The organism is Vibrio navarrensis (assembly GCF_015767675.1).
GTDB lineage: Bacteria > Pseudomonadota > Gammaproteobacteria > Enterobacterales > Vibrionaceae > Vibrio.
Window position 1 is genome coordinate 213056 of the sequence record NZ_CP065217.1, and the last position, 26070, is coordinate 239125.

Sequence of the window (26070 nt, forward strand, 5' to 3'; positions counted from 1 at the left end):
AAGATAAGTTATGACCATTAAAGCCTCGCTAATAATCGCCTTTTATAATAACACTCAGGCGCTTGGTTTGATCTTGAAGGCACTCTCGGCTCAATCGTGTATGGATTTTGAGGTGGTGATTGCCGATGATGGATCCAAACAGGATGCCGTTGATTGGATTGAAGAAAAAAAGAGCCAACTTCCTTTCCCGCTTAAAACAGTCTGGCACGAAGATAAAGGCTTTCGGAAAAACCGCATATTAAATCACGCGGTGCTCGCGGCGGAGTCTGAGTACTTAATCTTTATTGATGGTGACTGCATTCCGCAAAAGCACTTCATTGAAGATCATGTCAATCATGCACAGCGAGGCCGTGTCCTTAGTGGTCGCCGGGTCGAACTGCCGGAGCCGTTTACCCCCTTAATGCAGGGCAGTGCAAGCCCAGAAACGTTTTTCAGCCAGTATAAATGGCAAATATTCCGTCAGTACTTGTTTACCTCACCTGATGCTGCCACAAAAGGGCGTAGCAATAGAGGGCGTCATGTTGAGAAAGGGATCCGGTTACCCTATGCTTGGCAACAGAAGTTGATTGGCGGTTTCAAGCCAGCGGGCATTTTAGGTTGTAACTTTTCGCTGTATAAAAACGATTTAATCAAAGTCAATGGCTTTGATATGCGTTATGAAGCACCAGCCGTTGGCGAGGATACCGATCTTGATTACCGATTAGGCTTGGTCGGTATCAGCACAAGAGTATTGAAAGGGCTGGCCATTCAGCTGCACATTTATCACCCTTGGCTCAGCCGTACATCGCCAAATTATGAGTTATTCCTCGATACCATGGAGCATAAACGCTCATGGGCTGAGCAAGGTATTGATACGTTAAAGGAACATCAATGAAAATATTAGTCACAGGTGGCGCAGGTTTTATCGGCTCTGCGGTCGTTAGGCATATTATTAATCACACGCAAGATAGCGTAATTAATTTAGACAAACTGACCTATGCGGGCAATCTTGAATCGCTCGCCGACGTAGTTGACAATCCACGTTATACCTTTGAAAAGGTGGATATTTGTGACGGTGCGGAGCTGGAACGCGTCTTCGCTCATCACGCGCCTGATGCCGTGATGCATCTGGCGGCGGAATCGCACGTTGACCGCTCAATTGATGGCCCCGCGGCTTTTATCCAAACCAATATTGTGGGTACCTACAATCTTTTGGAAGCAGCACGTGCGTATTGGCTGACTTTAGAAGAAAGCGCTAAAGCGCGCTTTCGTTTCCATCATATCTCAACCGATGAAGTGTACGGCGATCTGGAAGGCACTGATGATCTGTTCACTGAAACCACCGCTTATACGCCGAGTAGCCCTTATTCTGCGTCGAAAGCTTCTAGTGATCACTTAGTAAGAGCTTGGCAACGCACCTATGGTTTACCCACGATAGTGACCAACTGCTCCAACAACTATGGCCCGTACCACTTCCCAGAGAAACTCATCCCGCTAATGATTTTGAATGCGCTCGATGGCAAACCATTACCTGTTTACGGGGATGGTATGCAAATTCGCGACTGGCTGTTTGTTGAGGATCATGCACGCGCACTTTACAAAGTGGTGACTGAAGGCGATGTAGGTGAGACGTACAATATCGGCGGTCACAACGAAAAAGCAAATATCGAAGTGGTGAAAACCATTTGCGCGTTACTTGAAGGGTACCGCCCCGAGAAACCTGCTGGCGTTACGTCTTACGACTCTCTTATCACTTACGTTAAAGATCGCCCAGGTCATGATGTGCGCTACGCGATTGACGCAAGTAAAATTGAACGTGAACTTGGTTGGAAACCAGCAGAGACCTTTGAATCCGGTATTCGTAAAACCGTTGAATGGTATCTAAACAATCAAGCATGGTGGTCTCGAGTATTAGACAGTTCCTATTCTCGTGAACGTCTTGGCACAAACTAACTTGGATATTTAAATTGCAGGTTCTATGCCCTTGCTCTTGTCTAGGGCCTAGGACCTAGAAATCTAGGACCTATTTTCAATGAAAGGTATTATTCTTGCTGGTGGCTCTGGTACTCGTTTGTACCCGATTACGCGCGGCGTCTCTAAGCAGTTGTTACCCGTTTACGATAAACCAATGATTTACTACCCGTTGTCGGTGCTGATGCTAGCGGGTATTCGCGAGATCCTTGTCATCACCACTCCCGAAGATCAAGCGAGTTTTCAGCGCCTGCTTGGCGATGGCTCTGATTTTGGCATCACACTGCACTATGCGGTACAACCTTCTCCCGATGGTTTAGCGCAAGCCTTTATCATTGGTGAAGAGTTTATCGGCTCAGATTCTGTGTGTTTAGTGCTAGGAGACAATATTTTCTACGGACAAGGTTTTACGCCTAAACTCAAGCATGCGGTAGAAAGAGCGGAAAATGGCCAAGGTGCGACGGTGTTTGGTTATCAGGTCAAAGATCCAGAGCGTTTCGGCGTGGTGGCGTTTGATGCTAATATGCAGGCGATTTCAATAGAAGAAAAGCCCAAAGAGCCCAAATCAAACTACGCAGTGACTGGACTCTATTTCTATGACAACCAAGTAATTGAAATGGCCAAGCAGGTGAAACCCTCTGCGCGTGGAGAACTAGAAATCACGACCTTGAATCAGATGTATCTTGAGCAAAAGAACTTAAATGTCGAGCTGCTAGGGCGAGGTTTTGCTTGGCTTGATACAGGCACGCATGCCAGTTTGCACGAAGCTTCTTCTTTTGTTGAAACGATAGAAAATGTTCAGGGTCTGAAGGTCGCTTGTTTAGAAGAGATTGCCTGGCGAAGAGGTTGGCTGAGTGACAAAGAGTTGGTTGCTTTAGCTAAAGTGATGCTAAAAAACGATTATGGTCAGTATCTTCTCGCGCTTATTAAAGAGAGAGCCTCAGTATGAGAGTCGTGATTACTGGATCTGATGGGCAACTAGGTCAATGCTTGGTTAGGCAGCTCAATGGGAGGACTGAGGTTTTCCCACTCAATCGCGAACAGCTTGATATTTGTGATGGACGAAGTGTTGAAGAGATCTTTTCCTCACTCAAGCCTGATATTGTTATCAATACGGCAGCCTACACTGCCGTGGATAAAGCAGAAAGTGATCCAAAAGTTGCATATTTGGCCAATGAACAAGGGCCGAAGCTGCTAGCCAAAGCCTGTCATAAATATGGTAGCACCTTGATACATATATCAACCGATTATGTTTTTAATGGCAATAAACAAACCTCCTACGTTGAGCAGGATCGCCCTGACCCATGCAATGTATATGGAATGAGCAAGTTAGCGGGTGAAAAAGCAGTACAAAGTTGTTGTTCTCAATACTACATCCTCCGTACATCATGGGTATTTTCAGAGTTTGGAAGTAATTTTGTTAAAACGATGTTGAAGCTTGGAAGAGAGCGAGAGCAGTTAGGAGTTGTGGCAGATCAATTTGGAGGGCCAACCTATGCTGGTGATATCTCCTTAGTGATCTCACAACTTATAGAACATTTGGAGCGCAATGACGTTTTGGATTATGGCATCTACCACTTTTCTGGTGAGCCTTATGTAAGCTGGTTTGAGTTTGCTCAAGAGATATTTTCACTCGCTTATAAACAAGGGGTGATAAAGAAAGAGGTACTATTAAAACCATTAAGCACGTTTGAATACCCAACTGCAGCGAAAAGGCCGAACAATTCTAGGCTGAGTAACCGAAAAATCGAGACGCATTTGAAATTAGGGCCTAAAAGTTGGAAAAGTGTTTTAAAACAACTCGATATCTATATGGAACAATAATATGAAAGTGGTTGATACTAAGATCCCTGAAGTGAAAATTATTGAGCCTTCTGTTTTTGGTGATGAGCGTGGTTTTTTCATGGAAACGTGGAATCAGAAGCAATTTGAAGAGCTTGTAACAGGAAAAAACACCCGATTTGTACAAGATAATCACTCAAAGTCAAAAAAAGGCATTCTGCGAGGTCTGCATTATCAGACGCAAAACACCCAGGGCAAACTAGTGCGTGTGGTTTCTGGTGAAGTGTTTGATGTAGCGGTGGATATTCGGATAAACTCACCAACATTTGGTCAGTGGGTAGGAACTTACCTCTCTGCAGAAAACAAACGTCAACTTTGGATCCCAGAGGGCTTTGCCCACGGTTTTTATGTAACCAGCGATGAAGCTGAATTTGTGTATAAATGCACCGACTACTACAATCCTCAGGCAGAACAGTGCATCTCATGGAATGATCCGGATATCGGCATCGATTGGCCATTAGAACACGCAGGAGAGCCAGTATTGTCTGGTAAAGATGCCTCTGCTAGCTTTTTTCCCCAAGCGATATTGTTATCAATCTAGCCTTACGATGGTTTGAATAATTAATTATCTTTATATGGTTGATAGATTGAGTTTGCCTGTGGTTTCCGTTGGCATTTTATGACTTAGCGGTAATGAACAGAGTAATGGATAAACATTAAAATGAAAAATATATCAGTGCTTAATTTTCCTATCAAAGGTGATGAAAGAGGTTCCTTGATTGCTTTAGAGCAAGGGGTAGATGTTCCTTTTGATATCAAGCGTATTTACTATATTTTTGGTACTAAACTAGGCGTTTCTCGTGGTTACCATGCGCATTACAACCTTGAACAGATGGTAATTTGCCTTAAAGGTAGCGTGACATTTCGACTCGACAATGGTGTTAAACAAGAGACGAAAACCTTATCTTCACCAGATGAAGGTCTGCATATGAAAGGTCTGATATGGCGTGAAATGCATAATTTTTCAGAAGATTGTGTGCTGATGGTTATAGCGAGTGAGCTTTACGATGAAGCGGATTATATCCGTGATTATGAAATGTTTAAGCAGGAGGCGAATCGTGCTAATTCATCCTCTCAGTGATGTTGCCTCTTCTAATATAGGAGAGGGGACGTCCATATGGCAATTCGCGGTCGTGCTAGCTGGTGCAAAAATTGGTCGAGACTGTAATATTTGTGCGCACACGTTTATCGAAAATGACGTAGTACTGGGCGATCGAGTTACAGTGAAATGCGGAGTTTATCTTTGGGATGGGATTGAAATAGAAAATGATGTATTTATTGGTCCCTCTGCCGTATTCACTAATGACAAATTTCCTCGCTCAAAAGAATGGGTTAGTGAATACCCTAAAACAAAAATAATGTCAGGCGCTTCAATTGGAGCGAATGCGACAATCCTACCAGGTCTTACGATTGGCAAATATGCCATGATCGGAGCGGGCAGTATCGTGACTCACTCCGTTCCCGATCGTGCAGTGGTTATGGGCAGTCCGGCAAAAATAGTTCGTTACATAGAGAAAAAGAATGATTAATTTTTTAGAGCTAAGACGCTTAAACGCTCAGTACGAAGAGCAATTAAAGCAGGCATGCGTGCGAGTTATTGAGTCGGGTTGGTATATTCTCGGCAAAGAAACCGCACAATTTGAACAGGAATTTGCGGACTATTGTGGTGTGAAGCATTGTATTGGTGTTGCTAACGGCCTAGATGCACTAACACTCACTTTAAAAGCATGGCGAGAGCTAGGTAAAGTCTGCAAGGGCGATGAAGTCATTGTTCCGGGGAACACTTACATTGCTTCGGTGTTAGCGATTACTGAGGCAGAACTAACGCCAGTATTTGTCGAACCCGATGCACAGACTTATAACCTTTGTCCAAAAGCCATTGAAGCGGCCATTACTGAAAAAACCAAAGTTATTTTGCCCGTGCATTTGTATGGTCAGCTCACTGATATGCCAGCAGTTATGGATCTGGCCGCTAGATACGATTTACTTGTGCTTGAGGATAGCGCTCAATCACATGGTGCGATCTTAGCCGGCAAAAAGTCAGGGGCTTGGGGAGATGCCTCTGGTTTTAGCTTCTACCCAGGTAAAAACTTAGGAGCTTTAGGTGACGGTGGTGCAATTACCACGAATGATGACGAGTTAGCCGTAACGCTGCGTGCATTACGTAATTACGGTTCACATGTTAAATACCAAAACTTATACCAAGGTTTAAATAGTCGACTTGATGAAATGCAATCGGCGCTGCTCTCCGTCAAATTGCGCTATTTACCGGAGCAAACAAAGGCGCGTCAAGAATTGGCCGATTACTACTTGAGAGAGATCTCCAATCCATTAATCGGACTGCCTTGTGTTGCTAACAAAGAAGCTCATGTTTGGCATCTGTTTGTCGTTCGTTGTAAGCACCGAGACGCGCTGGCTAAGCACCTCTCTGACCAAGGTATTCAGACTCAAGTTCATTATCCGATAGCGCCCCATAAGCAGCAAGCGTACAGCGAGTTTAACCACCTCAGTTTGCCTCTCACGGAACAGCTGCAGAATGAAGTCTTGTCATTGCCAATGTCTCCGTATTTAAATGAGAATGAACGCGCACATGTCGTCAATGCCGTCAACTCTTTTAAGGTCTAAGAATAATGCAAAATAATGTTAAAGTATTAGAAGACGTCGTTTACGTCTTCTTTTGCTACAAACAATCAATTTATTTAGATCAAACATTACCCTCCGCGTTGAACCAAACGGTATGGCCAAGTCAGTTATTGATTTTGGATGACTGCTCGCCAGATGATAGCCACGAGAAGATTTTAGGCATCTTAGAATCTGCCCCCAAGGGGTTAAAAATTGACTACCGTCATAATGAAAAAAATATTGGTTTAGTCAGTCAAATCAATTCATTACGTGGTCGATACAAGAGTAAGTTGCTCATTGTACAGGCGGGAGATGATATTGCCTTGCCATACCGGATTGAAGAAACCTATGAAGCTTGGATTAAAAATGGCAAACCGAGTTTGATCATAGGAAGTTATGATGTCATTTCAGAACAGGGTGAAATTGTCACTCCCTTTGAGTTGATTAATCCTAATAGAAAACCTTACACATTAAAGAATATCATCAATAGAAAATGTATTGTTGATGGGTGTTGTGCTGCTTTCACGTCAGATGTCATTGATGAATTTGAGCCTTATCGTAAAGACATAATCAATGAAGACAGGATTAATGTACTGCGCGCTTTTTTACTCAATGGCATCCATTACGAACATAAAAAGTGGATCCAATATCGGCTTGGTGGTATTTCAACTTTTGCGACCGAAACGCGAGAGCAAAAATATCAAAACACCGTGATTAATGCGCAGCGTGAACGACAAGACCTGAGCATGAACCTACTCGATGCTCAAAGAAAAAATGCTAATGATGTTGTAGCGGCTATTAAAAAAAGAATATTAGCTGCTGAATTTATGGCTAATGTTCCTTTTACGCATTCTAAATTGTATTTATCGATATTCGGCTATTTAGTAAAGACGGGTAACTACAAAGTGGCATTAAAAGTACTTAGACGTCTAAAGTGAACTTTAGTATATTTCTGGAAAAGTAAAATTAATATTATTTGGTGCCTTTTGAAAAAAATAAGCTTGATGGAAATTATAGATTTTTTAAGCATATATAAAAAATACATATTTGGTATTTATAAGTATGATCTTTACAAGATAAATCTATTTTATGAAATCGATTCAAATGTTAGAAAAAACATACAGATCGCTAATAGAAAAAAAGTGAGTGTCTATTCTCCTGGAATGCAAGTTCCGCTTACTGTTGAGGCTCCGGCTGTTACTCTTTCAGAGTGGAGAAATGTTGAGATCTTTGCATCAAGTAATGCAATAATTGAAAATGGAATGGTTTATATACAAAAATTCTCGAATTTGGCGCAGGATTATGAAGATTACACTACAGGATTGATCAAAGCCCACAGTCAAAGTCTTGCTATAATCAAGAAAACCCAAAAGACAAAAGAAATTGATATTGCATTAAGTCTCTTATCAAATGGAGACTTTAATTATTATCATTTTATTATAGAAGTCTTACCCAAGTTATATGAGTTTATAGATAATCAAAGATATTTAACAAATAATATAATAATAAGTAGATGCTGTTTCGATTCATCATCAATAAGAGAGTTACTACTCTCAATTAGCAGAAAGCATAGTTTAAATCTCATTCCTGTTGAAAGTAATGAAAGAATTAAAGTATCTAAACTGTACTCAATTTCAAACATTAACTGCACACTATATAATAGAAAGAAAGGAGTGATGGATACATCTGACTGCTATATAAGGAACAACACTATAGAAAGACTAGTGAATTCTATTCTATCGGTTGATAAAAATCGCCAAAGCAATCGTCGTAAAATATTCTTGGCAAGATCCGAATCTAGAGTAAGAAAGTATAACCAAAAAGAAGTAATAAATTTGGTTGAAAAATACGGATTTGAAGTCGTTTATCCTGAGAATTTAACTATATATAAGCAGGCTGAGTTATTCAATAGTGCTCTAGTGATACTAGGCGCTTCTGGAGCAGCATGGACGAATGTGATTTTCTGTCGTCCGGGTACAAAATTGATATCTTGGCTGCCTTTCGGATTTGAGAATTTTCCAACATTCTCTACATTAGCCAGATTCGCTGGCAATACCCTAGAATTAATTCCTATTAAGTCTGTCACTTGCTCTGATATACATAGTGACTATATTATCGATATCGACATTCTCGATAAGTGCCTTTCATTAATAGAGTAAGGGTAGGGTTATTTAAAAGAGTGAAGTTGTCTAGTGCGCTTTTTTATAGAAAGGATTAATGAGCAAAGTAATCCTAAAATTAAAGCTGGTAAAAGCGTAAAAGCTCTACTACCAATCGATAGCAAGATAGCGTCCTTTTCTGAAACGCCTAACTGTGTTAAAAGAAACAAGATACCAAGCTCAGTTGCACCAATACCTGATGGCATTAAAGATAAAGCACCAATGATTAAGCCAGAGCAATAAATACTTATCAGCATTGTACTAGATATATCTACCTCTAAATAATTTGCAAAAACAACCAACACCAATCCCTGAAATATCCATGCCGTTGCTGTTAAATATAAAGGAGTGAATAGTTTTTTTACTTTTAAGTTATCCTTTATGTTCTGAAATAAAACCCGTAGATTGTTTTTTGATTTAAAGAATGGAATTCTTTCCACATTATAGATACTAATATAAAAAAAAGATAGTATGATAATAAAAAATAAGGGGAGAGCTTGCATATCTAAACTGAATAATACTAAGCTAGCTAATAATCCGACTACAAATAAATCACAGGTTCTTTCTGAAATAAAGCAGGCTGTAGTATATGTCAATGGTATGCCTAGAGGTTTTAAATAAATACCTCTGACTAGTTCTCCGGTTTTACCTGGAGTTATTGTAAACGCAAAGCCAGATAAATAAACTAAAGAGTGGAAGTATTTTGATTGATATTCCTGTTTATACCGTAAAATAAAATATAGCCATCGTATCGTTCTAAGTAAATAACTTGAAAGTGAAAGTGCTACTGCCAAGAAAAATTCAAGGTAAGACGTAAAAAAAATATTCTCGATTGAAAATGACGCAGAGTCCTCAAGAACGGTATTAAAACCATAAATAACAAATACAATAGCCAGTAATAAATAGATTCTCTTGATGTGAGCGGCATAAGATTTTGGAAACATAAAAATCATGTCCAAAGGAGTGTTATGGACCAAGCTGAGAAAATTCCGACTAAAATACCAGAAAAGATCTCAATTCGTGTATGTCCCATTTTTTCTCTTAATCGTATGTGTGCGTGGTTGTCTTGATTTAATTTGTTGATCGCTTGAGCATGCAGCCCTACTTTCTGTCTCAAGCTATTTGCATCTAGAGTGACAATAAAGGCAAGGGCTATAGCAACAACTAATGCAGGGTTATGAAAACCTTCTTTAAATGCGATAATAGCTGCAGCGCTGGTGACAATACTGGTATGATTACTCGGTAGACCACCATAGCCTATTAAATCGAATGCTAAACGCTTTTCTTTAGCTGAATTTATGACAAATTTTGTACAACCAGCGAGAAGCCATGCCCAAAACGGTGTAATAAGATAGCTTAGATCCATAGTTAATTACTCTCAAACTAAATCATTGTATACGCACAGGCGATAATCCAACCACATATTGTAAGCTGTAATTGATTATCTGAAAATAAGGCATCGGTAGGAGATTCACCTTCGTCTTTTGACTCAACCACAAACCAGTAACGATAGATGCCAAAGATGACAAAGGGGATAGTGAAAACAAGTTGGGGTTTATCGGATAATATATAAAGGCTATAGAAAAGCAGAGCACAAGTCGCTGACATCTCGGCGTATTTATCTATAAGAGCAAGAGAGTACTGTTTCAATACATTTCTAGCACTATCACCGCTTTTAACTAGTTCTTGTCTTCTTTTTATTGCCGCTAGATAAAGTGCGAGCGACAAAGTCGTAATAAACATCCATGAAGAAAGAGGTACATCAATAGCGATAGCGCCTGCATAAACGCGAAATACAAACCCCAAAGCAATAGTAAAAATATCTAACACAGGTTGATGTTTCAGATAAAACGTATAAGCGATATTGAGTAGTAAGTAAGCAAAAATGATTGTCAATAATTGAAAATTGACAAATCCAGACATAAATACAGAGGTGTACAATAGTACCATCAAAATAAGTGCTTGCGTCTTAGTCACTTCACCACAAGCCAATGGTCGCTGGAAACGCTTGACCGGATGGCGTCGATCGCTTTCAATATCGTTGTAATCGTTTAAGACATAAGTCGCTGATGAAGCAAGAGAAAAAAAAGTAAACGCAAGTAAGGCATCTACCACTGATGTAATGGAATTGAAAGTTCCTGAGAAAACAAGAGGAGCAAGAACGAATGTGTTCTTCACCCACTGTTTAGGACGCATCAATCTAATGATAGCGAGGATAGAGATTTTTGGTTTCATTTTAGCTATGATCAGTGACTGTAAAATTTATTGGGAATACGTGTGAATGAAGATTCTTGTACTTTATATTATTTTTGCCTGCTTGGCGACATTTGCCAACCTTTTAGCACAAGAAATATCATATCAGCTGTATCATGGAATTTATCGGCTTGCACACAGTATGTTCTGGGGTACGCTAGTAGGATTAGTCATTAAATATGCTCTTGATAAAAAGTACATATTCAATTTTAAAGTTGATAGTCATGCTCAAGACGCAAAAATGTTCATGTTATACAGTACGATGGGTGTTTTGACAACGTTGATTTTTTGGCTAGCTGAATGGGCATTTTATCATTGGTTTGAAACCAAAGAGATGCGCTACTTAGGGGCTGTTCTCGGCTTGTCCATTGGATACATGACTAAATATTACTTAGACAAAAAATTCGTTTTTGTAAGGTATCAAAATGAAACAACTAACTAGTTGGGGTAATTACCCAAAGATTAATGCTTGCAGTCATTACATTGAAAGACTCCAAACATGTGTGGATGCATCTCCTCTTATAGCAAGAGGTTTGGGGCGTAGTTATGGCGATAGTGCTTTAGGCGATAACGTAGTACTTACTGAAAGGCTAAACAGATTTTCTTCATTTTCCGATGATGGGATTTTGACATGTGATGCAGGTGTAACATTAGCTGAGATACTAGAAGTTTTCGTGCCCAAAGGCTGGTTCCTGCCGGTTACTCCCGGAACTAAATTTGTTACAGTCGGTGGTGCAATAGCAAGTGATGTTCATGGAAAAAATCACCACACTGAGGGAAGTTTTTCTGATCATGTCGAGTCAATATTATTATCTATAGGCGATGAATTGATTTATTGTGATAAATACTCACATGCAGACCTTTTTCACGCCACCTGCGGTGGGATGGGTTTAACTGGAATTATTATTGAAGCATCATTTAAGCTTAAAAAAATAGAAAGTGCATATATTGAACAAAAAATAATTAGAGCGGAGAATCTACGCACTATATTGAGTTTGTTCGAAGAACATCAAGATGCAACATATTCAGTTGCTTGGATAGATTGTTTAGCAACGGGGAAATCATTAGGCCGCTCGATACTTATGCTCGGTGAACATGCTTCAAAAGGGAACTTGTCTGTTCATTCTCAGAGTCCATTAACAATACCATTTAATTTTCCATCTTTTTCGCTCAATAAGTATTCTATTCAAGCGTTTAATTTCGTTTATTACCATAGGCTTCTTAAAAATGAAGTGGAAAATACTATTCACTATGATCCATTTTTCTATCCCTTAGATGGTATTAATAATTGGAATCGGATGTATGGAAAAAGAGGCTTTACGCAATACCAATTTGTTATCCCATATAGTGCAGGTTTAGAAGGTCTAACTAGTATTTTAAAAAAAATAGCAGAATCGAAACAAGGATCCTTCCTAGCTGTGTTGAAAGTTTTTGGTGATGGAAATAAAAACCCACTTTCATTTCCAATGAAAGGATACACTCTAGCCTTAGATTTTAAAATAGATGATAACATTTTCTCCATACTCGATGAGTTTGATATTATTGTACGAGAGTTTGGAGGTAGATTGTATCTTTCAAAAGATGTTCGCATGAGCGAAGAGATGTTTAAGTCTAGTTATCCTCGTTGGGAAGAGTTTCAATCAGTCAGAGAAAAATATAATTGTAAAAATAATTATATTTCACTTCAATCAATAAGAATTGGGTTATAAATAATGAATGTAGTCATTTTTGGTGCGACATCTGCTATTGCAGAAGAAATTGCAAAGTGTTATGTCTCAAAAGCAGAACATATTATATTGCTCGCGAGAAATGAAGATAAGCTTGAAATGATAGCCAATGATCTTAAGGTTAGAGGAGCAAATGCGGTTAGTACATTATATTTCTCTGCATTAGAATACACTCAACATATTGAATTGGTAAATGAAGTATTTAGCATGGCTGATAAAATAGATGTTTGTGTGATCGCACATGGTAGTCTACCTAGCCAAGAAGCTTGTCAAAATGATGTTGAAATAACTTTAAAGGAAATTGCAATTAATGGAACGAGTGTCATTTCGTTGCTAACGCTTTTAGCGAATAGGTTTGAAAAGCAAGGTTCCGGAAGTATTGTCGTGATATCTAGTGTTGCAGGTGACAGGGGGCGTCAATCGAATTATGTGTATGGTGCTGCAAAAGGAATGGTATCTACATTTCTTCAGGGGTTGGCTCAGCGTTTGAGTAAAAATGATGTACATATACTTGATATTAAACCTGGTTTTGTTGATACGCCTATGACGGAATTATTCGTAAAAGGTATATTGTGGTCCAAACCAAGTCAAGTTGCTAAAACTATCGTCAAACGTATAGATTGTCGTTCTAGACGAAACTATGTTCCTGGTTTTTGGCAACTAATTATGTTTGTTATTAAAGTCATCCCACAGAGTATTTTTAATAAGATTAAATTATGATACATAAGAACTTAACTAAGTATTTTTTCTACTTTTTACCAATTTTTCTTTTGATTAGTTTTGGCCGATATGGTTTTGAAGATGCGGATACCGGTTTCTTAATGGGCTTAGGCTGGCGTTTTGCGAATGGTGAAATACCCTATGTCGATTTTTCATATGTTCGGCCATTTATGTCGATTGTGCATGCCGCTTTGATAGTGAAAGTTTTTCCAGATTTTTCTCAGTTGTTTACGTTGAAAATAGTACCTTTACTACAATTATTTTTTTCTGTTTGGTTAACTCTTCTTGCCTTAGAGAAAAAATATCTTTTAAATGTTACTGATATACTTAAATATAGAGTGGCTATAGCCGGATATATAATTGCAACGTCATCTTTAAGTTATTATATGATTTGGCATACGATAGATGGAATTTTCTATCAATCGATTGGTTTGTATTTCATTTCTCAAATACGTAGTAATCAAGAAATTTGCTCTTTATTTTTTGCATCTTTCTTCCTTTTCCTCGGAGTTTTATGTAAACAAAACTTCTTGGCAACTTTTTTTCTTTCATTCTTATTTGTTTTTATTGTTCATGGTCTAAAAACTACAGCAAAATACATTGGATTAAATCTGTTCATCATTTCTTCTGCCTTTTTGTTTATAAAATTTCTAGGTTTCGGTGATGTTTACTTCGATGCTATTTCGTCAAAGACAAGCATTTCCGACATATATTCATCAAGTATTTACCCATATATAAAGTCAGCGTCATCGGATAATGCGATTATTTTTATATCATTGTCATTGTTGCTTTTTTTTGTAGATAAGAAGTTTGGCCTAAGAATTTTTTATATTTCATTCTTTATTGTTCCTGTGTTTATGCTTTTAGAGCTGTATAAAGATCTTTCGTTTAGCCAAAGTATAAATTTTCGCAGTACGAAATTAGATTGGATTATTCCATTTTATGCATTTCTTTACATAATTTACGATTCTTTTTTAAGAAAGAAATTAAAAGATAATGCATTGCTTATATTATTTTTTTCTCTTTCATGGTCTTCTAGTGTAAGTTGGGGTGCTAATACACCTACACTTTATTTTACTCCTATTTTGGTCTCCCTAGTGTACTTTTATAGCACAAAGAGTGGGAAATTTAATAAACATTTAATTGCCGCAATCCAGATTAGTGCTTTTATTTTTATGCTACAAATGTTGTCACCATATAGAGACTCTTTTGTTTCTAAGCTTAATTATAATATGGGTGATATTTACCCAAAGGCACAGTATATTAAAACGGATTTTGAAACATATGAGAAACATAAAGAATATGTATCATTACTTAAAGTATATGATGTGAGTCAGTTAACAGTTTTACCATCAATGCCTTTATCTCATTACCTTGTCGATGCTAAGAATCCATATATTATTGACTGGGCAATGGATGTTGAATCAACTATGCCACCTATTGAAATGATTGAAGAGCTTAAAAGTCGAGTGCAGTATGTTTTTATTGAAACTCGATCTATCGGTAATCCAATAGGTGAGCCAGGAAGCAAGTTTTATTCAACGGTGAGTGATTATGTAATTAATCACTACGAGCCAGTTGAAAAGAAAAATTATTTCCATGTCTATAAATTAAATTAAATTAAATTAAATGGTAGGCATAGCTCTAAGGAAATATAGGTCTACCATTTTATAATTCGTGTAGAGTACGAACTATTGCTCCATAATTTTTCATCATGAATATTTTAACTCGATTAGCTATTTCAGCTTTCACATTGGTGTTTCTAATTGTAATAAGAATTGCTTTTCCAAGCTCGTTCTGATTTCCAATCTTTTCTATAGCCTCAATTTTCATTAAGCTTTCGGTTACTTCCTTAAAATTAAAGAAACTCGGCCCGGTAATGACTGGCACTCCCAACGCTGCTGGCTCTAACACATTATGCCCGCCGACTTTGTTGCCAACTAGGCTTCCGCCCATAAAACAGACGTCAGCTGCGCCTAGCAAGACCAACATCTCTCCCATGGTGTCGCCTAGGTAAACTTGAGTCGAGTCGGTAACGTTTTGCTGTTGCGTGCGCCTTATCGTTTCAAACCCTTGTGCTTGGCACAATTCGAACACCGAATCGAAACGCTCAGGGTGGCGGGGAACTAATATCAAGAGTGCATTGGGATGCGTTTCTAACACTTGTCTATGAGCATCTAGCACTTGTTCATCTTCACCTTTATGGGTGCTCGCGGCTATCCAGATAGGTCTGTCTTGGCCAAGCTGAGCGCGCAATTCAGCGCCTTTACGTTTGATCTCATCAGAGATATGGATATCGAATTTTATCGAACCCGTGACGCTGAGCTTCTCTGTCGCGACCCCAAGCTTGGCGAAACGATCCGCGTCTGCTTGGGATTGGCAAAGGACTTTACTCAAACATGGATGGAGCAGGTTAAATAGCGGCTGCACTTTGGCGTAATTTCGCTGAGATTTTTCTGATAAACGAGCATTGACCACGATAATCGGAATATTGGCTTTATGCACGGTGGCTAAGGTGTTGGGCCACAGCTCGGTTTCGATGATCAGCATCTTGGCGGGATTGACCGCTTTAAGAAAACCGCGCACTGCAAAGGCAAAATCGATCGGCATATAGCGATGTTCGACCAAATCACCCAGTTTTGCGATTTGTTCTGCGCCGGTACTGGTTGTGGTGGTCACGACAATCCGTTGCTCTGGGGTTTGCGCTTTGATGGCTTTGATGAGCGGAATCGCCGCGAGGCTTTCACCGACAGAGACGGCATGGATCCACAGTGGTCTCGTTTGCCCATCAAGTTTAGGCGTGATACCGAAATGCTCTTTCCAGCGCGCCCCAAACTTTGGTTTATTCGCTTTGCTGCGATACAAGCCGAACAGTAGCAAAGGTGCGGCTAGAGCCAGAATCAGCGTATAGAGCAGCCGCACTAACATTCGCTCACCGCAATGGCATCCAATTTACGAATGCTGTCTAACACTTGCTTGGGTGTCAGTTCCGACAAACATTTGAGATGCTGATACTGGCACTCACGTTTAAAGCAGGGGCGACATTCAATGTCGGTATGCACAATCTCGACCTTTTCGGCCAGCGGTGGAGTGTATTTCGGCGAGGTCGAGCCATACACCGCCACGACATTACAACCAACCGCCGCGGCGACGTGCATCAGGCCTGAATCGTTACTCACTACCGTGTGACAAGCCGCCAGCAGATCCACCGCTTCGATAAGGCTGGTTTGCCCGGCTAACACTTGGATTTGAGCATGATACTCGCTCGGCACACGCTGTTTAATGCTTTTACATGTGTCGAGATCTTTTTGCGAGCCAAACAGCCATACTTGATGGCCTTGCTGGCACATGACATGAGCGACTTCAGCATAATGGTTTTCTGGCCATTTTTTGGCCGGGCCAAACTCCGCCCCAGGACACAGGCCAATTACTTTGCTTTGGGTCGAAAGCGCAAACTTCGCCAGCGTTTGTTGCTGCGCATCGACATCGATGGACAGCTTAGGACGAGGCAGCGTTTCCAGGCCGCCGAGCGAGGCGGAATCGACCATTTGCGCTCGCGGATGAGCCAGCGCCACGTAGCGCTCGACCATATACTGGAAGGCTTTTTTATTAGGGCGTAAATCATTGAGCAGGCCATAACGCAGCTCACCGCGCCAGCCCGTGCGCAGAGGAATATTGGCAAACCAAGGAATGAGCGCCGATTTGGCCGAGTTAGGCAAAACGTAGGCGTGATCGTACTTAAACTCGCGTAGCGACTTACCGATTTCACGACGGCCCAGCAAGTTAAACTCCCCGTGGCCAAGCGGCATTTCAATTGCTCGGTTCACTTCGGGCATGCGTTCTAAGATAGGTTTACACCAGCCTGGCGCCATCACATCAATCAGCGCATCAGGGTGTTGCTGCTTAAGTGTCGTGTAAAGTGACTGCGACATCACCATATCGCCCACCCATGAAGGGCCAATAACTAAGATCTTCATGATTTGTTTTTCCAGGATATGAACCGCAAAATCGATTCGTAAGTTCTAAAAAACTCCGCATAGATTTTATTGAACAATGTCATTTGGGATTTATCCTTTCTTTTACTACCTATAGTTGACATCACTTTCGCTCGAGAAAAGAGATCAGGATAAACGCTATAGACTTGCACGCCGTGTCTCCATGGTTTTTCCATGTAATCATCTACGGGTTCAAGAAAAGTTTGGGCGTTTTTCACGAAGAGCTCTGCGGTAGAGGGAGATATTATATAGGCAGTGGTACCACAAGTTCCAGATGAATAGCCTCCGAGATCATAACCATTGACCAAAGAAATTATCTTATGGAAGGTCTGTTTTATTGTGGCAGAAAGTTTTATATAACCATAGTAATTTATCTGAGCAAATGCGGATGTAAGAACTTCTTTTATTGGCCCTACAGGGTCAACGTTATCCTCAAGAACAATAATGGCTTCATTGAGTTTGATGCAGTGTTGCCAAACTTCATAATGACTAGCAAAACAAGCTAGTTCGTTTTCATGCATCTGATAACCTTTGCGAGCTCGAGTGATCCTCTCTCTGCTTTTTTCTGAGTGAGTAAAATTAGGTAAAGAGCCATCGACTGCATCAAAAAACTCAAAATCGACGCCTTCTTGATCAAGTAACCTTTGAACTCTTTCTCTACGCTCAATTGAGCGAGTGAGGCTTACAACGAATACTTTCACTAGTTGTTCCAATTTTAGTTAACACCTCTTTGAAAATTAATAGCTTATAAAAATAAAAAAGGTGTAAATTTGATTATGTTATACAAGGTATTTGCACAAATTCTAGAGATTCATTTGTGAAAACAATCTGGTTTCTTTAAATCTTCATTGTAGTAAGGGCTTGGCTCGTTGGGATCGGGCCGCGTACGCAGAAGTTGGAACGTCCACATGTACTGTTCTGGATAACGAGAGACTTGCTGTTCGATAAAGACGTTCATGGCTCTGGCATCTGCGTGTTCATCGCCACTTGGGAAGCCCTCCCACTCGGGAGAAATCGTGATTTCATATTTGCCAGTTTCGGTATTGAGGCGAGTAAAGGCAGCCAGTACCTTGGCTTTACTCACTTTAGCCAGTTTGCCTAAACCCGGTAAGGTGGCTTTTTGCGTAGCAAAAAAGTCGACGAACAGGCTCTGTTCACGGCCATGATCTTGGTCAGGAAGATAATAGCCGATATACCCCTCGCGCACCGATTTCATGTAAGGTTTTATTCCGGCGCTGCGCTCGTAAATGCGTCCACCAAATTGCATCCGTTGCCTGTGCATCAGCCAATCACCAACCGGGTTTTTTTGCTCTTTGACCATAGCCACCACGGGGCTGCCTTTTGAGGCGAGCAGTACTGGCAAAACATCAATCGCCCAAGTATGTGGCGTGAGTAAAATGACGTTGTGGCCCTGTTCTCGGACCGTTTGTAAATGCTCTAGACCGTTTATTGAACAGCTCTTTTCTAAATAGCGTTTGCCAAAGAGGGTGATGAGCGGAAAGTTGAGTAGAAAGACCCCTGCGGTGGTTAGGCACTCCAACAAGATGGTTTCTTTCTCATTATCGCTTTTGTCCGGAAAGCATAAGGTTAAGTTGGCCCAGATGTTGTGCACAGTACGCGGTGGGTTACTGGCAAGCTTTTTAGCGATTTTACTGGCAATCCAATATTGTAAACGGATGGGCAGCAAAGCAATCGGCAACCCCACAATCAGGCCAAGCCATATTCCCCAATATTTAGGCGCAAGAAAACCCCACTGAAAGGTGGGGTTGTGCGCTTTAGGGTCAAAGTCGTTTCGTTCAGTTGTCATACTAATTTTTTAGAGCAGGTGATAGGAAAAGCAGGTTTCTAGGAAGAGCAGGTTCTAGGAAGAGCAGGTTCTAGGAAGAGCAGGTCCTAGGCCCTAGGAAGAGCAAAACCCAGAACCTAGAACCCAGTACCCAGTACCCAGTACCTAGAACCTAGTACCTATCAACCTAGTACCCAGAACCCAGTCCCTAGAACCTAGTCCCTAGAAACCTAGAACCTATTAACCTAGTCCCTCGCAACCTAGCCCCTAGCCCCTTAAAGCCGCCATATACTCCGCTACCCCTTCGGCGACAGTCTTAAACTCGACATCACAGCCAGCAGCGCGCAGTTTGGTTAGGTCGGCTTGGGTAAATTCTTGGTAAGCGCCTTTTAGATGCTCAGGGAACGGGATAGTTTCGATCTCGCCTTTGCCATGATGTTTGATCACCGCCTTGGCCACTTCTTCGAAGGACTCTGCATTGCCCGTGCCGCAGTTAAAGATGCCAGAGACACCGTTTTGCATAAACCACAAGTTCACCTTACACACATCGCCAACGTAGATGAAATCGCGCTTGAACTGCTCGCTACCTGCAAACAGCTTGGGATTTTCACCGGCAAGAATTTGATTATTGAGGTGGAACGCCACCGAGGCCATGCTGCCTTTATGCTGCTCACGCGGGCCGTAAACATTAAAGTAACGGAAGCCCGTGATCTGCGACAGTTTTTCACCGTGTTCTTCGGCATCTTGCCACAGACGACGCACGTAGTTATCAAACTGCTGTTTTGAGTAACCGTAGACATTCAGTGCGCCTTCGTATTCCTGCTCCTCTTTAAATACCGAGGTTTCGCCGTAGGTCGCCGCAGAAGAGGCGTATAGAAATGGGATCTCGCGATCCAAACAGTAGTGCAACAACTCTTTTGAATACTCGTAGTTGTTGAGCATCATGTACTTGCCGTCCCACTCGGTCGTCGCCGAACAAGCACCTTGGTGGAACACCGCTTCGATCGGGCCGAAATTGTCGCCCGCCATAATTTGGGTCAGAAAGTCATCTCTGTCCATGTAATCGGTGATGTCGAGGTCAACCAGGTTTTTGAACTTTCTACCATTTTTTAGATTGTCTACCACCAAAATATCATTGATGCCAATCTCGTTGAGAGCCTTAACAATATTGCTGCCAATCATGCCAGCACCACCAGTTACGATGATCATAAATCTTCCGCCATAGGTTAAAAATGCGTTCCGAGTTTAGCAGAAAAAGCGCAGACGAGGAAACAGGGCAAATCCGTGATGAAATAGGGCAGCCACACAGGTGAACTGAGCGTTACTTTTGATAGTCGCAGCAAAGTTATCCCAACCTCACATTTTTTTACGCAATATTCATGAAATAGTCTTTCTGTCTAATAATTAATCCATTCAGCAAATATATCGTCTACATTCATTCTAGTTGCAAATTCATCAATACAGTCATTGGTAGGATTAATATGACAATCTTTAGTCGCACCGTAATAAGCACTCTTATCGCGGCGGCACTTTCAGCCTGTGGCGGCGGGGATGGCGGCGGCAGTAGCCCAGACCCAGTCGACCCAGTTACCCAAGTGCGTGCCATCAGTACTCAAATCGTCTCCGGTCAAGTGACATCAAGCAGTGGACAACCCGTCGCCAAATCGAGCGTTGCGCTTCAGTTCCAAAGCAGTGATGGTCAGTCATTGGTTGAACTGAGTACCGAAAGTGATGACAGTGGTTTCTATTCAATCTCCGTTCCTGAAATCAAAGCTGATGCTCACAAAGCCAGCCGCTTGGTCGTTTCAGTGGCGAAATCAGGGTTTGTTGAAAACGAAAAAAGCATCGACGTTAACGATCAATCCAATCGAATCTCGGTCAATGTGCTCTTGGCTACCGCTCTGGTCAACACGGTCAAACGTTCCGATCTCGGTTCTGTCGTGGTACCGGCCAATGGCGTGCCGAGCTTGCGCTTTTCTCTGGTGAAAAATAGCCAAGGACAGCAGCGGGTTGTGGTCGGAGAGGTTTCCCCTGCCGCCGATGAAGATGTGCAGCTTGCGCTTAATCTTCCAGTGGCCAATATCGACCCGAATGTTGATGTAATCAACAGTGAAGTGGCTTACTTCGATTCGAGTAATGCTAATGATATCCAAAGCTTCCCAGGCGAGTTTGAAGGGCAGGGGGAAACGGATAATCAAGGGCAAGGGGTCAATTTTGATAACCAAAACAGCGATGAAAGCTATCGCCTGATCTCCAGCACCTTCAGCCAAATTCGTTTAACTGATGAAAATCAGCAGCCATTACCACTGACCAATGTTCAGCCATCGGCCGGTGAAAGCCCATCCATTGTGATGATGGTGCCGAAAGGCTCTTACCCAACTATTCAGCGCGATTTTGATTTAACCACAGACTCTATTCAGATCCCGATTTACGTCTATCGCAGTGGACAAGGTTGGCAATATGTCGGTAACGGCATATTGACCAATGATTCTGCTGGCGAGCAGGCCACGAGCACGACGGACATTCCGATTGACGATCAGGGCGTCATTAGCCTAACGGGCCAAGAAGCGTTGCAACTGTACGTTAAGGTGGAGATCAGCCAAGCCAACCAGTGGATTCAGTGGATCAACTTGGACTGGCCGATCAAAGCGGGCGTTAATACCAATATCTGTCTGCAAGGTAAAGTCAGTTACCAAAACGGTGAAAAATTCTACGGGCAGATCAGCGTTCGCCTGCCTGATGGAGGAACCGAATGGCACTATATCGAAGATGGCGCATACAAAATTAACACACTGGTATCAGGCACTTCAGCCGAACCGACCAATGGAGCCTTGTGGTCCCTGCCAGTCTACAACCAAAAAACTTGGCAGACAGAATATGTGCAGATGCCAGCCACTCTCACCGTCGGTGGGTGTAATGATTTGCCCGAACTGGTGTTGGTCAACCCTTATGCGTGTACGTTAGAAGGACACACCTTTGAGTCGAATGGCAGCACGCCAGTGGCGAGTCAATACGTACGCATCAGCCACGCGCGTGGCCAAGATTACGCCTTCACCGATGCCAACGGTTATTACAGCCAAAGCGTGTTGTGTGACAGTGAGCTGGCGGTCAGCGCCCTTGGGCAGAACAAACCCGCGACGGTGACGAGCGTCGAAGAAAAAGCGACGTTGGATTTCACCAAAACCAACCAACCGCCGCTACTTGGGGCGTTGCTGCGCACGCCATCGCAAATGAAGATCGATGAAAGCGCCGATCTGCGTTGGTCGGTTTCTGACCCAGATGGGGATGCTGTGACGGTCAATATCGAGTGCGAAGGCGATGACAACTGCACCATTGAGCGCAGTGGCACGCGAGCGACCATCACGTTCAGTTCGATTGGCGAGAAAACGCTGGTGATCAGTGCGGATGATGGACAAACCCGGGCCGATGGCAGTGCTAATCCAGTACGCCGCTTCCCGATTACCGTGCGTGACAGCGACAACATCGCGCCGCAAATCATCGGTTTTGATTACGGCAACACCCGCTACTCTGCTGGAGAAACGATTAAAGTCCAGCAAGGTAACCAGGGCATAGTCACCGCCATTGCCCGTGATGGCAACGGCGACACGCTCAGCTATCAATGGAGTGGGAAATGCAGTGGCACCACGGATAAGTGCGATCTCGCGGCGGTCGAAGTTGGCGAACATACCGCCACACTGACCATCACTGACGATCACAACACGCCGCTCTCTAGCTCGGCCAACATCAAGTTCAACGTGGTGGCGGATCAAGCGCCAGTGATTGAGGTGCTCAGTGCTAACCCAAGCTCTGTCGGCAGTAACGGGCAGAACAACGTGACACTGATTACGCTGGCGGCGTTAGTGAGTGATGACTTTACCGCGCGTGATCAACTGCAACTGAGCTGGCGCCTAGTCAACAGCGACGAGCAAGATGTCACCTCTTTGCTGGGCGAGGCGTCTGGGCAAACCATTCGCTTAGCGGCCAACACCATCCCCGTTGGCAGTTATCAGGCGACGTTAAGCGTGACCGATACGGCAGCCACGCCAAACGTGAGCAGCAAATCGGTGGCGTTTACTGTGCTGGTGAATCAACCACCGTCAGTGGCGCTCAGCAGTAGCGTCACCAACATCACGGTTTTGCAAGGGCAGACGAACAGTGAAGCGGTGATTGTCACGGCGACAGTGTCGGATGACGATGGTAACTCAGGCCTAACGTTGGATTGGACCATGGCGAAAGGCGGTCAAGACATGAGCAGTGCACTGGCGTTGTCCGCTGACAAGCGGCAAGCCACCATCGCGGCGAACAGTTTGAGCGCAGGCAACTATGTGATCACGCTAAAAGCGACCGATGCGGTTGGTTTGAGCAGTGAATCTCAGCTGACTGTGAGTGTGGTCGAAGACAAAGCGCCGCAAATTCTTTCGTTGACAGCAACGCCAAGAATTCAGCAAGCGAATGAGTCGGGCACCAACCCGGATGCAATTAACTTCAGTGTCAGCGTGAGTGACGATAACGACGACGCTCCAACAGTGGCGTGGACGTTTAGCTCGGGCGTATCGGCCACGGTCAATGGCAACAGTGCCAGCATTGCAGCCGAAAGCTTAGCGGTTGGCGAATATCAAGCCAGCGTCACAGTCACGGATAACCAAGGTCAGGCGACAACGCAAAACCTCGCCTTCTCGGTACTCGAATTTTCAGGAAACATCGGAATTATTGTCGAATAATTGGCAGGGACAGAACTATGAAAACTCTATTCACACTTAAACCATTGGCAGTGGTTGTCGCTGCTGCAATCGGCTTGGTTGGCTGTAACGGCGAGAGCCAAGTGGCGTCGTCCCCCGATGCCACTCAAGATCAGAAAAGCGCTTCGGTAAAACTGGCGGCCAAGTTCCCCGCGCCCGAAGCGGGTGCTTCCTGGATTGGTAGCGCGAGTGAAATTGAAATCGATTTTTATCGTAACCAGTATGTGGGCAGCCTCTCGGAAGCAGAAGAGATACTCGAAGCTTACCGTTTTTGCCAACAAGACTCAGAAAAGCCGACCAACCAGAATCAGGCGGTGATGGTTGGCGACGAAGAGATGGAATGTTATGAGTTGCCAAACAACGGCATGAAAGAGCGCTTTGCGGTGGCGGCCTCACTCACCTCCACATCACCGACAGCATCAGTGAATCTCATGCCTGGCAAATACCGCGTAGAAGCCCACTTCTACGATGCGCAAGGTACTTTACGTGAAACCAGTGTCAGCTATGTCACCTTCACTGAGGGTGAGCATCAAGTCGCGCTCAAAGGGGTCTCTGCCACTTGGACTGCACAAACGCCTATCGCGCTCTCGTTGCTCAATAAAGCCCATGAGAAAGATTGGGATCCAGAAACCGAAGGCGTGCAAACGCCAGCCGAAGCACTGGGGCTAACGGGGAACATCCTGGGTTTGCATTTGCCAAGCTTGTATGGTTACTCGGGTAACTTGGGTAACAAGTTGAAATTGGAAGATGGTGAAGTGGAAGTGTTAACGGGCAATATGACCAACGGCAAAGCCTCTGCGGCGCTGTTAGCTCCCGTATGGCGAATTCAAGATGGCACCGGTGAGGCCGATCTACACCCCCAATCTAACCAAGATGGCCATGACACGGGTGATATGGTTGAGCCAGAAGAAATGGTGGAGTGGATGTCTCGCCACGATACGATTGCTGGGCTCTACCAGCAGTACGCGGCGGGGGAAAACAATGCGTTCATTGAACTCGGCAGCAAAGAGATATCAATCTCCTCTTTCGACTGGACTGATAAAGAGCAGGATAAGCCGACGAACACCTTCTGGAGCGCCTCTGTATTAATGGGTGTTGCGCATGTCAGTGGTGATGACGAAGACGATGTGGAACGTAGTGGCTGGAATATGGGCAACATCACCTATTGGGATCCAAGCCGCAATCAGAATGTCGATTCCGGCATCAAGGTGTTAAATGTTCACACCTGGCAGGAGCAAAACAACTACGAAAAAACCTTCTTGGATGTCTTGCAAGGCAGCGCGAACGCGTTTGTTGGTGGCAATACCATTAATGGCTTCTTCATCGAAGTGGTTGAAAAGGGAACGGAATCAGATGGTGCCGAAATACCGGCTCAGTACCTCGATGCCTCACTCAATGAGGTGGCTGTGCAAGCGGGCTTGTTGGTTAAAGCCAGCGAAAGCTGTCATGAGCTAACAAATCAGGAGGTGAGCTTCAGTAACCAGTACCGTTGGGATGAAGAAAATAGCCGCTGGGTCGCAGGGACAACCAACGAGCTGTTGCGAAACGCTTACAGTAATCTCTACCCAACCTTCAATAGCTATCGTAGTGGGCATCAAAGCCAGATTGATACCAACAATCTGAATATCAGTAATTATCAGGCTGAAATTGACACCGCTTTGGCCAATGGTGCTAGCGAGGCGGATGTTCAATGGATGAGAGATTCAATTACCAATTGGCAAAACAGAAACACTTTAGAGCTTGCGGCCATTGACGATCTCAATACTCTGGAAGCCGAGTTTAATGCAAATGTTGATCTCAATGGGGATGGTACGCCAGAGCTGTTTGAAGATGGTGTGTTCTACGCAGAGGGCTATTCATCGGGTTACTGCAACATCGATACGCAGTGGGATTCAGAGCAGCAGATCAATACCTACTCACTAAACTGTGAAGGGGTATCGGAAGCTGTGACCGAAGTGATGGCTTACACCACCACCACCACGGCAACCATGTGCGTGCAACCGTTTACGCTCAGCGCCTCTGAACTGGCGATTGATTACGGCACCGATGGTGGCGTGATCGTCGAATAAGGCCAATATCGAGTTAATCGTGTCATCGCTTTCATCACACCATGCTGCGACGTAGCATGGTGTGATGTTTTTTATAGCGCAGATAAATACGCTGGTTCACATTGGCTTTTATTGAACTGTTTGCGTGATACCGCTTGGCTTTTATCCATCAAGCAGATAAAAATTGAGTATCAATAGAAAGGATATCTTCACTACAGGAATTGCACGG

The 26070-nt window shown here is 43.1% G+C and carries 24 protein-coding genes; 16 read left to right on the plus strand and 8 right to left on the minus strand.

The window, feature by feature from the left end; translation table 11 throughout:
- Positions 1-10: 10 nt before the first annotated feature.
- From I3X05_RS00965 to I3X05_RS01010, 10 genes are all read left to right on the plus strand, one after another.
- On the plus strand, positions 11-874 hold the full coding sequence (locus I3X05_RS00965; protein WP_045569361.1) for a glycosyltransferase family 2 protein: 864 nt from the start codon (positions 11-13) through the stop codon (positions 872-874).
- Positions 871-1932, plus strand: coding sequence for a dTDP-glucose 4,6-dehydratase (gene rfbB, locus I3X05_RS00970; protein WP_045569362.1), 1062 nt, complete (start codon positions 871-873; stop codon positions 1930-1932). The genes I3X05_RS00965 and rfbB overlap by 4 nt, the downstream gene beginning before the upstream one ends.
- A gap of 79 nt (positions 1933-2011) precedes the next feature.
- Positions 2012-2899 carry a glucose-1-phosphate thymidylyltransferase RfbA gene (rfbA, locus tag I3X05_RS00975; RefSeq protein WP_045569363.1) on the plus strand — a complete coding sequence of 296 codons (888 nt, stop codon included), beginning with the start codon at positions 2012-2014 and terminating at the stop codon, positions 2897-2899.
- Positions 2896-3774 carry a dTDP-4-dehydrorhamnose reductase gene (rfbD, locus tag I3X05_RS00980; RefSeq protein WP_045569364.1) on the plus strand — a complete coding sequence of 293 codons (879 nt, stop codon included), beginning with the start codon at positions 2896-2898 and terminating at the stop codon, positions 3772-3774. The genes rfbA and rfbD overlap by 4 nt, the downstream gene beginning before the upstream one ends.
- 1 nt (position 3775) lies before the next feature.
- Positions 3776-4333, plus strand: a complete 558-nt coding sequence (rfbC, locus tag I3X05_RS00985; protein ID WP_045569365.1) for a dTDP-4-dehydrorhamnose 3,5-epimerase — start codon at positions 3776-3778, stop codon at positions 4331-4333.
- Positions 4334-4453: 120 nt separating this feature from the next.
- Entirely contained in the window at positions 4454-4873 is a 420-nt protein-coding gene (locus I3X05_RS00990; RefSeq protein ID WP_045569366.1) for a sugar 3,4-ketoisomerase, read from the plus strand.
- Complete coding sequence (locus tag I3X05_RS00995; protein ID WP_045569367.1) at positions 4851-5321, plus strand: acyltransferase; 471 nt, start codon at positions 4851-4853, stop codon at positions 5319-5321. The genes I3X05_RS00990 and I3X05_RS00995 overlap by 23 nt, the downstream gene beginning before the upstream one ends.
- Positions 5314-6417: a DegT/DnrJ/EryC1/StrS family aminotransferase gene (locus I3X05_RS01000; RefSeq protein ID WP_045569368.1), complete on the plus strand. Its 1104-nt coding sequence runs from the start codon at positions 5314-5316 to the stop codon at positions 6415-6417. Before I3X05_RS00995 ends, I3X05_RS01000 begins: the two co-directional genes overlap by 8 nt.
- A 5-nt stretch (positions 6418-6422) precedes the next feature.
- Positions 6423-7352 (plus strand): glycosyltransferase, encoded by a 930-nt coding sequence (locus I3X05_RS01005; RefSeq protein ID WP_045569369.1) that lies wholly within the window; start codon positions 6423-6425, stop codon positions 7350-7352.
- 66 nt (positions 7353-7418) lie between these two features.
- Entirely contained in the window at positions 7419-8573 is a 1155-nt protein-coding gene (locus tag I3X05_RS01010; protein WP_045569370.1) for a glycosyltransferase family 61 protein, read from the plus strand.
- 8 nt (positions 8574-8581) lie between these two features.
- On the opposite strand, the gene I3X05_RS01015 is transcribed toward I3X05_RS01010, so the two are convergent.
- The 3 genes from I3X05_RS01015 to I3X05_RS01025 are packed head-to-tail and all read right to left on the minus strand — an operon-like array spanning position 8582 to position 10808.
- Positions 8582-9517, minus strand: coding sequence for a lysylphosphatidylglycerol synthase transmembrane domain-containing protein (locus I3X05_RS01015; RefSeq protein WP_045569385.1), 936 nt, complete (start codon positions 9515-9517; stop codon positions 8582-8584).
- A 5-nt stretch (positions 9518-9522) separates the two neighbouring features.
- Positions 9523-9939 carry a divergent PAP2 family protein gene (locus tag I3X05_RS01020; protein WP_045569371.1) on the minus strand — a complete coding sequence of 139 codons (417 nt, stop codon included), beginning with the start codon at positions 9937-9939 and terminating at the stop codon, positions 9523-9525.
- Positions 9940-9956: 17 nt separating this feature from the next.
- On the minus strand, positions 9957-10808 hold the full coding sequence (locus I3X05_RS01025; protein WP_045569372.1) for a decaprenyl-phosphate phosphoribosyltransferase: 852 nt from the start codon (positions 10806-10808) through the stop codon (positions 9957-9959).
- 46 nt (positions 10809-10854) lie between these two features.
- Between I3X05_RS01025 and I3X05_RS01030 the strand changes: the two genes are divergently transcribed.
- From I3X05_RS01030 to I3X05_RS01045, 4 genes are read left to right on the plus strand one after another with little or no spacing between them, the layout of a single operon-like run.
- Positions 10855-11268 (plus strand): GtrA family protein, encoded by a 414-nt coding sequence (locus I3X05_RS01030; RefSeq protein WP_045569373.1) that lies wholly within the window; start codon positions 10855-10857, stop codon positions 11266-11268.
- The gene (locus I3X05_RS01035; RefSeq protein ID WP_045569374.1) at positions 11252-12535 is read left to right on the plus strand and encodes an FAD-binding oxidoreductase; all 1284 of its coding nucleotides are present in this window, start codon (positions 11252-11254) and stop codon (positions 12533-12535) included. Before I3X05_RS01030 ends, I3X05_RS01035 begins: the two co-directional genes overlap by 17 nt.
- Before the next feature lie 3 nt (positions 12536-12538).
- Positions 12539-13273 (plus strand): SDR family oxidoreductase, encoded by a 735-nt coding sequence (locus I3X05_RS01040; RefSeq protein ID WP_045569375.1) that lies wholly within the window; start codon positions 12539-12541, stop codon positions 13271-13273.
- The gene (locus I3X05_RS01045) at positions 13270-14892 is read left to right on the plus strand and encodes a hypothetical protein (protein WP_045569376.1); all 1623 of its coding nucleotides are present in this window, start codon (positions 13270-13272) and stop codon (positions 14890-14892) included. The genes I3X05_RS01040 and I3X05_RS01045 overlap by 4 nt, the downstream gene beginning before the upstream one ends.
- 49 nt (positions 14893-14941) lie before the next feature.
- On the opposite strand, the gene waaA is transcribed toward I3X05_RS01045, so the two are convergent.
- The 5 genes from waaA to rfaD all read right to left on the minus strand — a co-directional run bounded on the left by waaA (position 14942) and on the right by rfaD (position 20263).
- Positions 14942-16201 carry a lipid IV(A) 3-deoxy-D-manno-octulosonic acid transferase gene (gene waaA / locus I3X05_RS01050; RefSeq protein WP_045569377.1) on the minus strand — a complete coding sequence of 420 codons (1260 nt, stop codon included), beginning with the start codon at positions 16199-16201 and terminating at the stop codon, positions 14942-14944.
- A complete protein-coding gene (waaF, locus tag I3X05_RS01055; protein ID WP_319024129.1) occupies positions 16195-17253 on the minus strand; it encodes a lipopolysaccharide heptosyltransferase II in 1059 nt (352 codons plus the stop codon). The genes waaA and waaF overlap by 7 nt, the downstream gene beginning before the upstream one ends.
- Positions 17247-17969, minus strand: a complete 723-nt coding sequence (locus I3X05_RS01060) for a glycosyltransferase family 25 protein (RefSeq protein WP_045569379.1) — start codon at positions 17967-17969, stop codon at positions 17247-17249. The genes waaF and I3X05_RS01060 overlap by 7 nt, the downstream gene beginning before the upstream one ends.
- A gap of 110 nt (positions 17970-18079) precedes the next feature.
- The gene (gene lpxM, locus I3X05_RS01065) at positions 18080-19075 is read right to left on the minus strand and encodes a lauroyl-Kdo(2)-lipid IV(A) myristoyltransferase (RefSeq protein WP_045569380.1); all 996 of its coding nucleotides are present in this window, start codon (positions 19073-19075) and stop codon (positions 18080-18082) included.
- 246 nt (positions 19076-19321) lie between these two features.
- A complete protein-coding gene (gene rfaD / locus I3X05_RS01070) occupies positions 19322-20263 on the minus strand; it encodes an ADP-glyceromanno-heptose 6-epimerase (protein WP_193158162.1) in 942 nt (313 codons plus the stop codon).
- A gap of 272 nt (positions 20264-20535) precedes the next feature.
- Between rfaD and I3X05_RS01075 the strand changes: the two genes are divergently transcribed.
- Positions 20536-23775: a carboxypeptidase regulatory-like domain-containing protein gene (locus I3X05_RS01075; protein ID WP_193158163.1), complete on the plus strand. Its 3240-nt coding sequence runs from the start codon at positions 20536-20538 to the stop codon at positions 23773-23775.
- Positions 23776-23792: 17 nt separating this feature from the next.
- Complete coding sequence (locus I3X05_RS01080; protein ID WP_337970895.1) at positions 23793-25862, plus strand: hypothetical protein; 2070 nt, start codon at positions 23793-23795, stop codon at positions 25860-25862.
- Positions 25863-26070 lie beyond the last annotated feature (208 nt).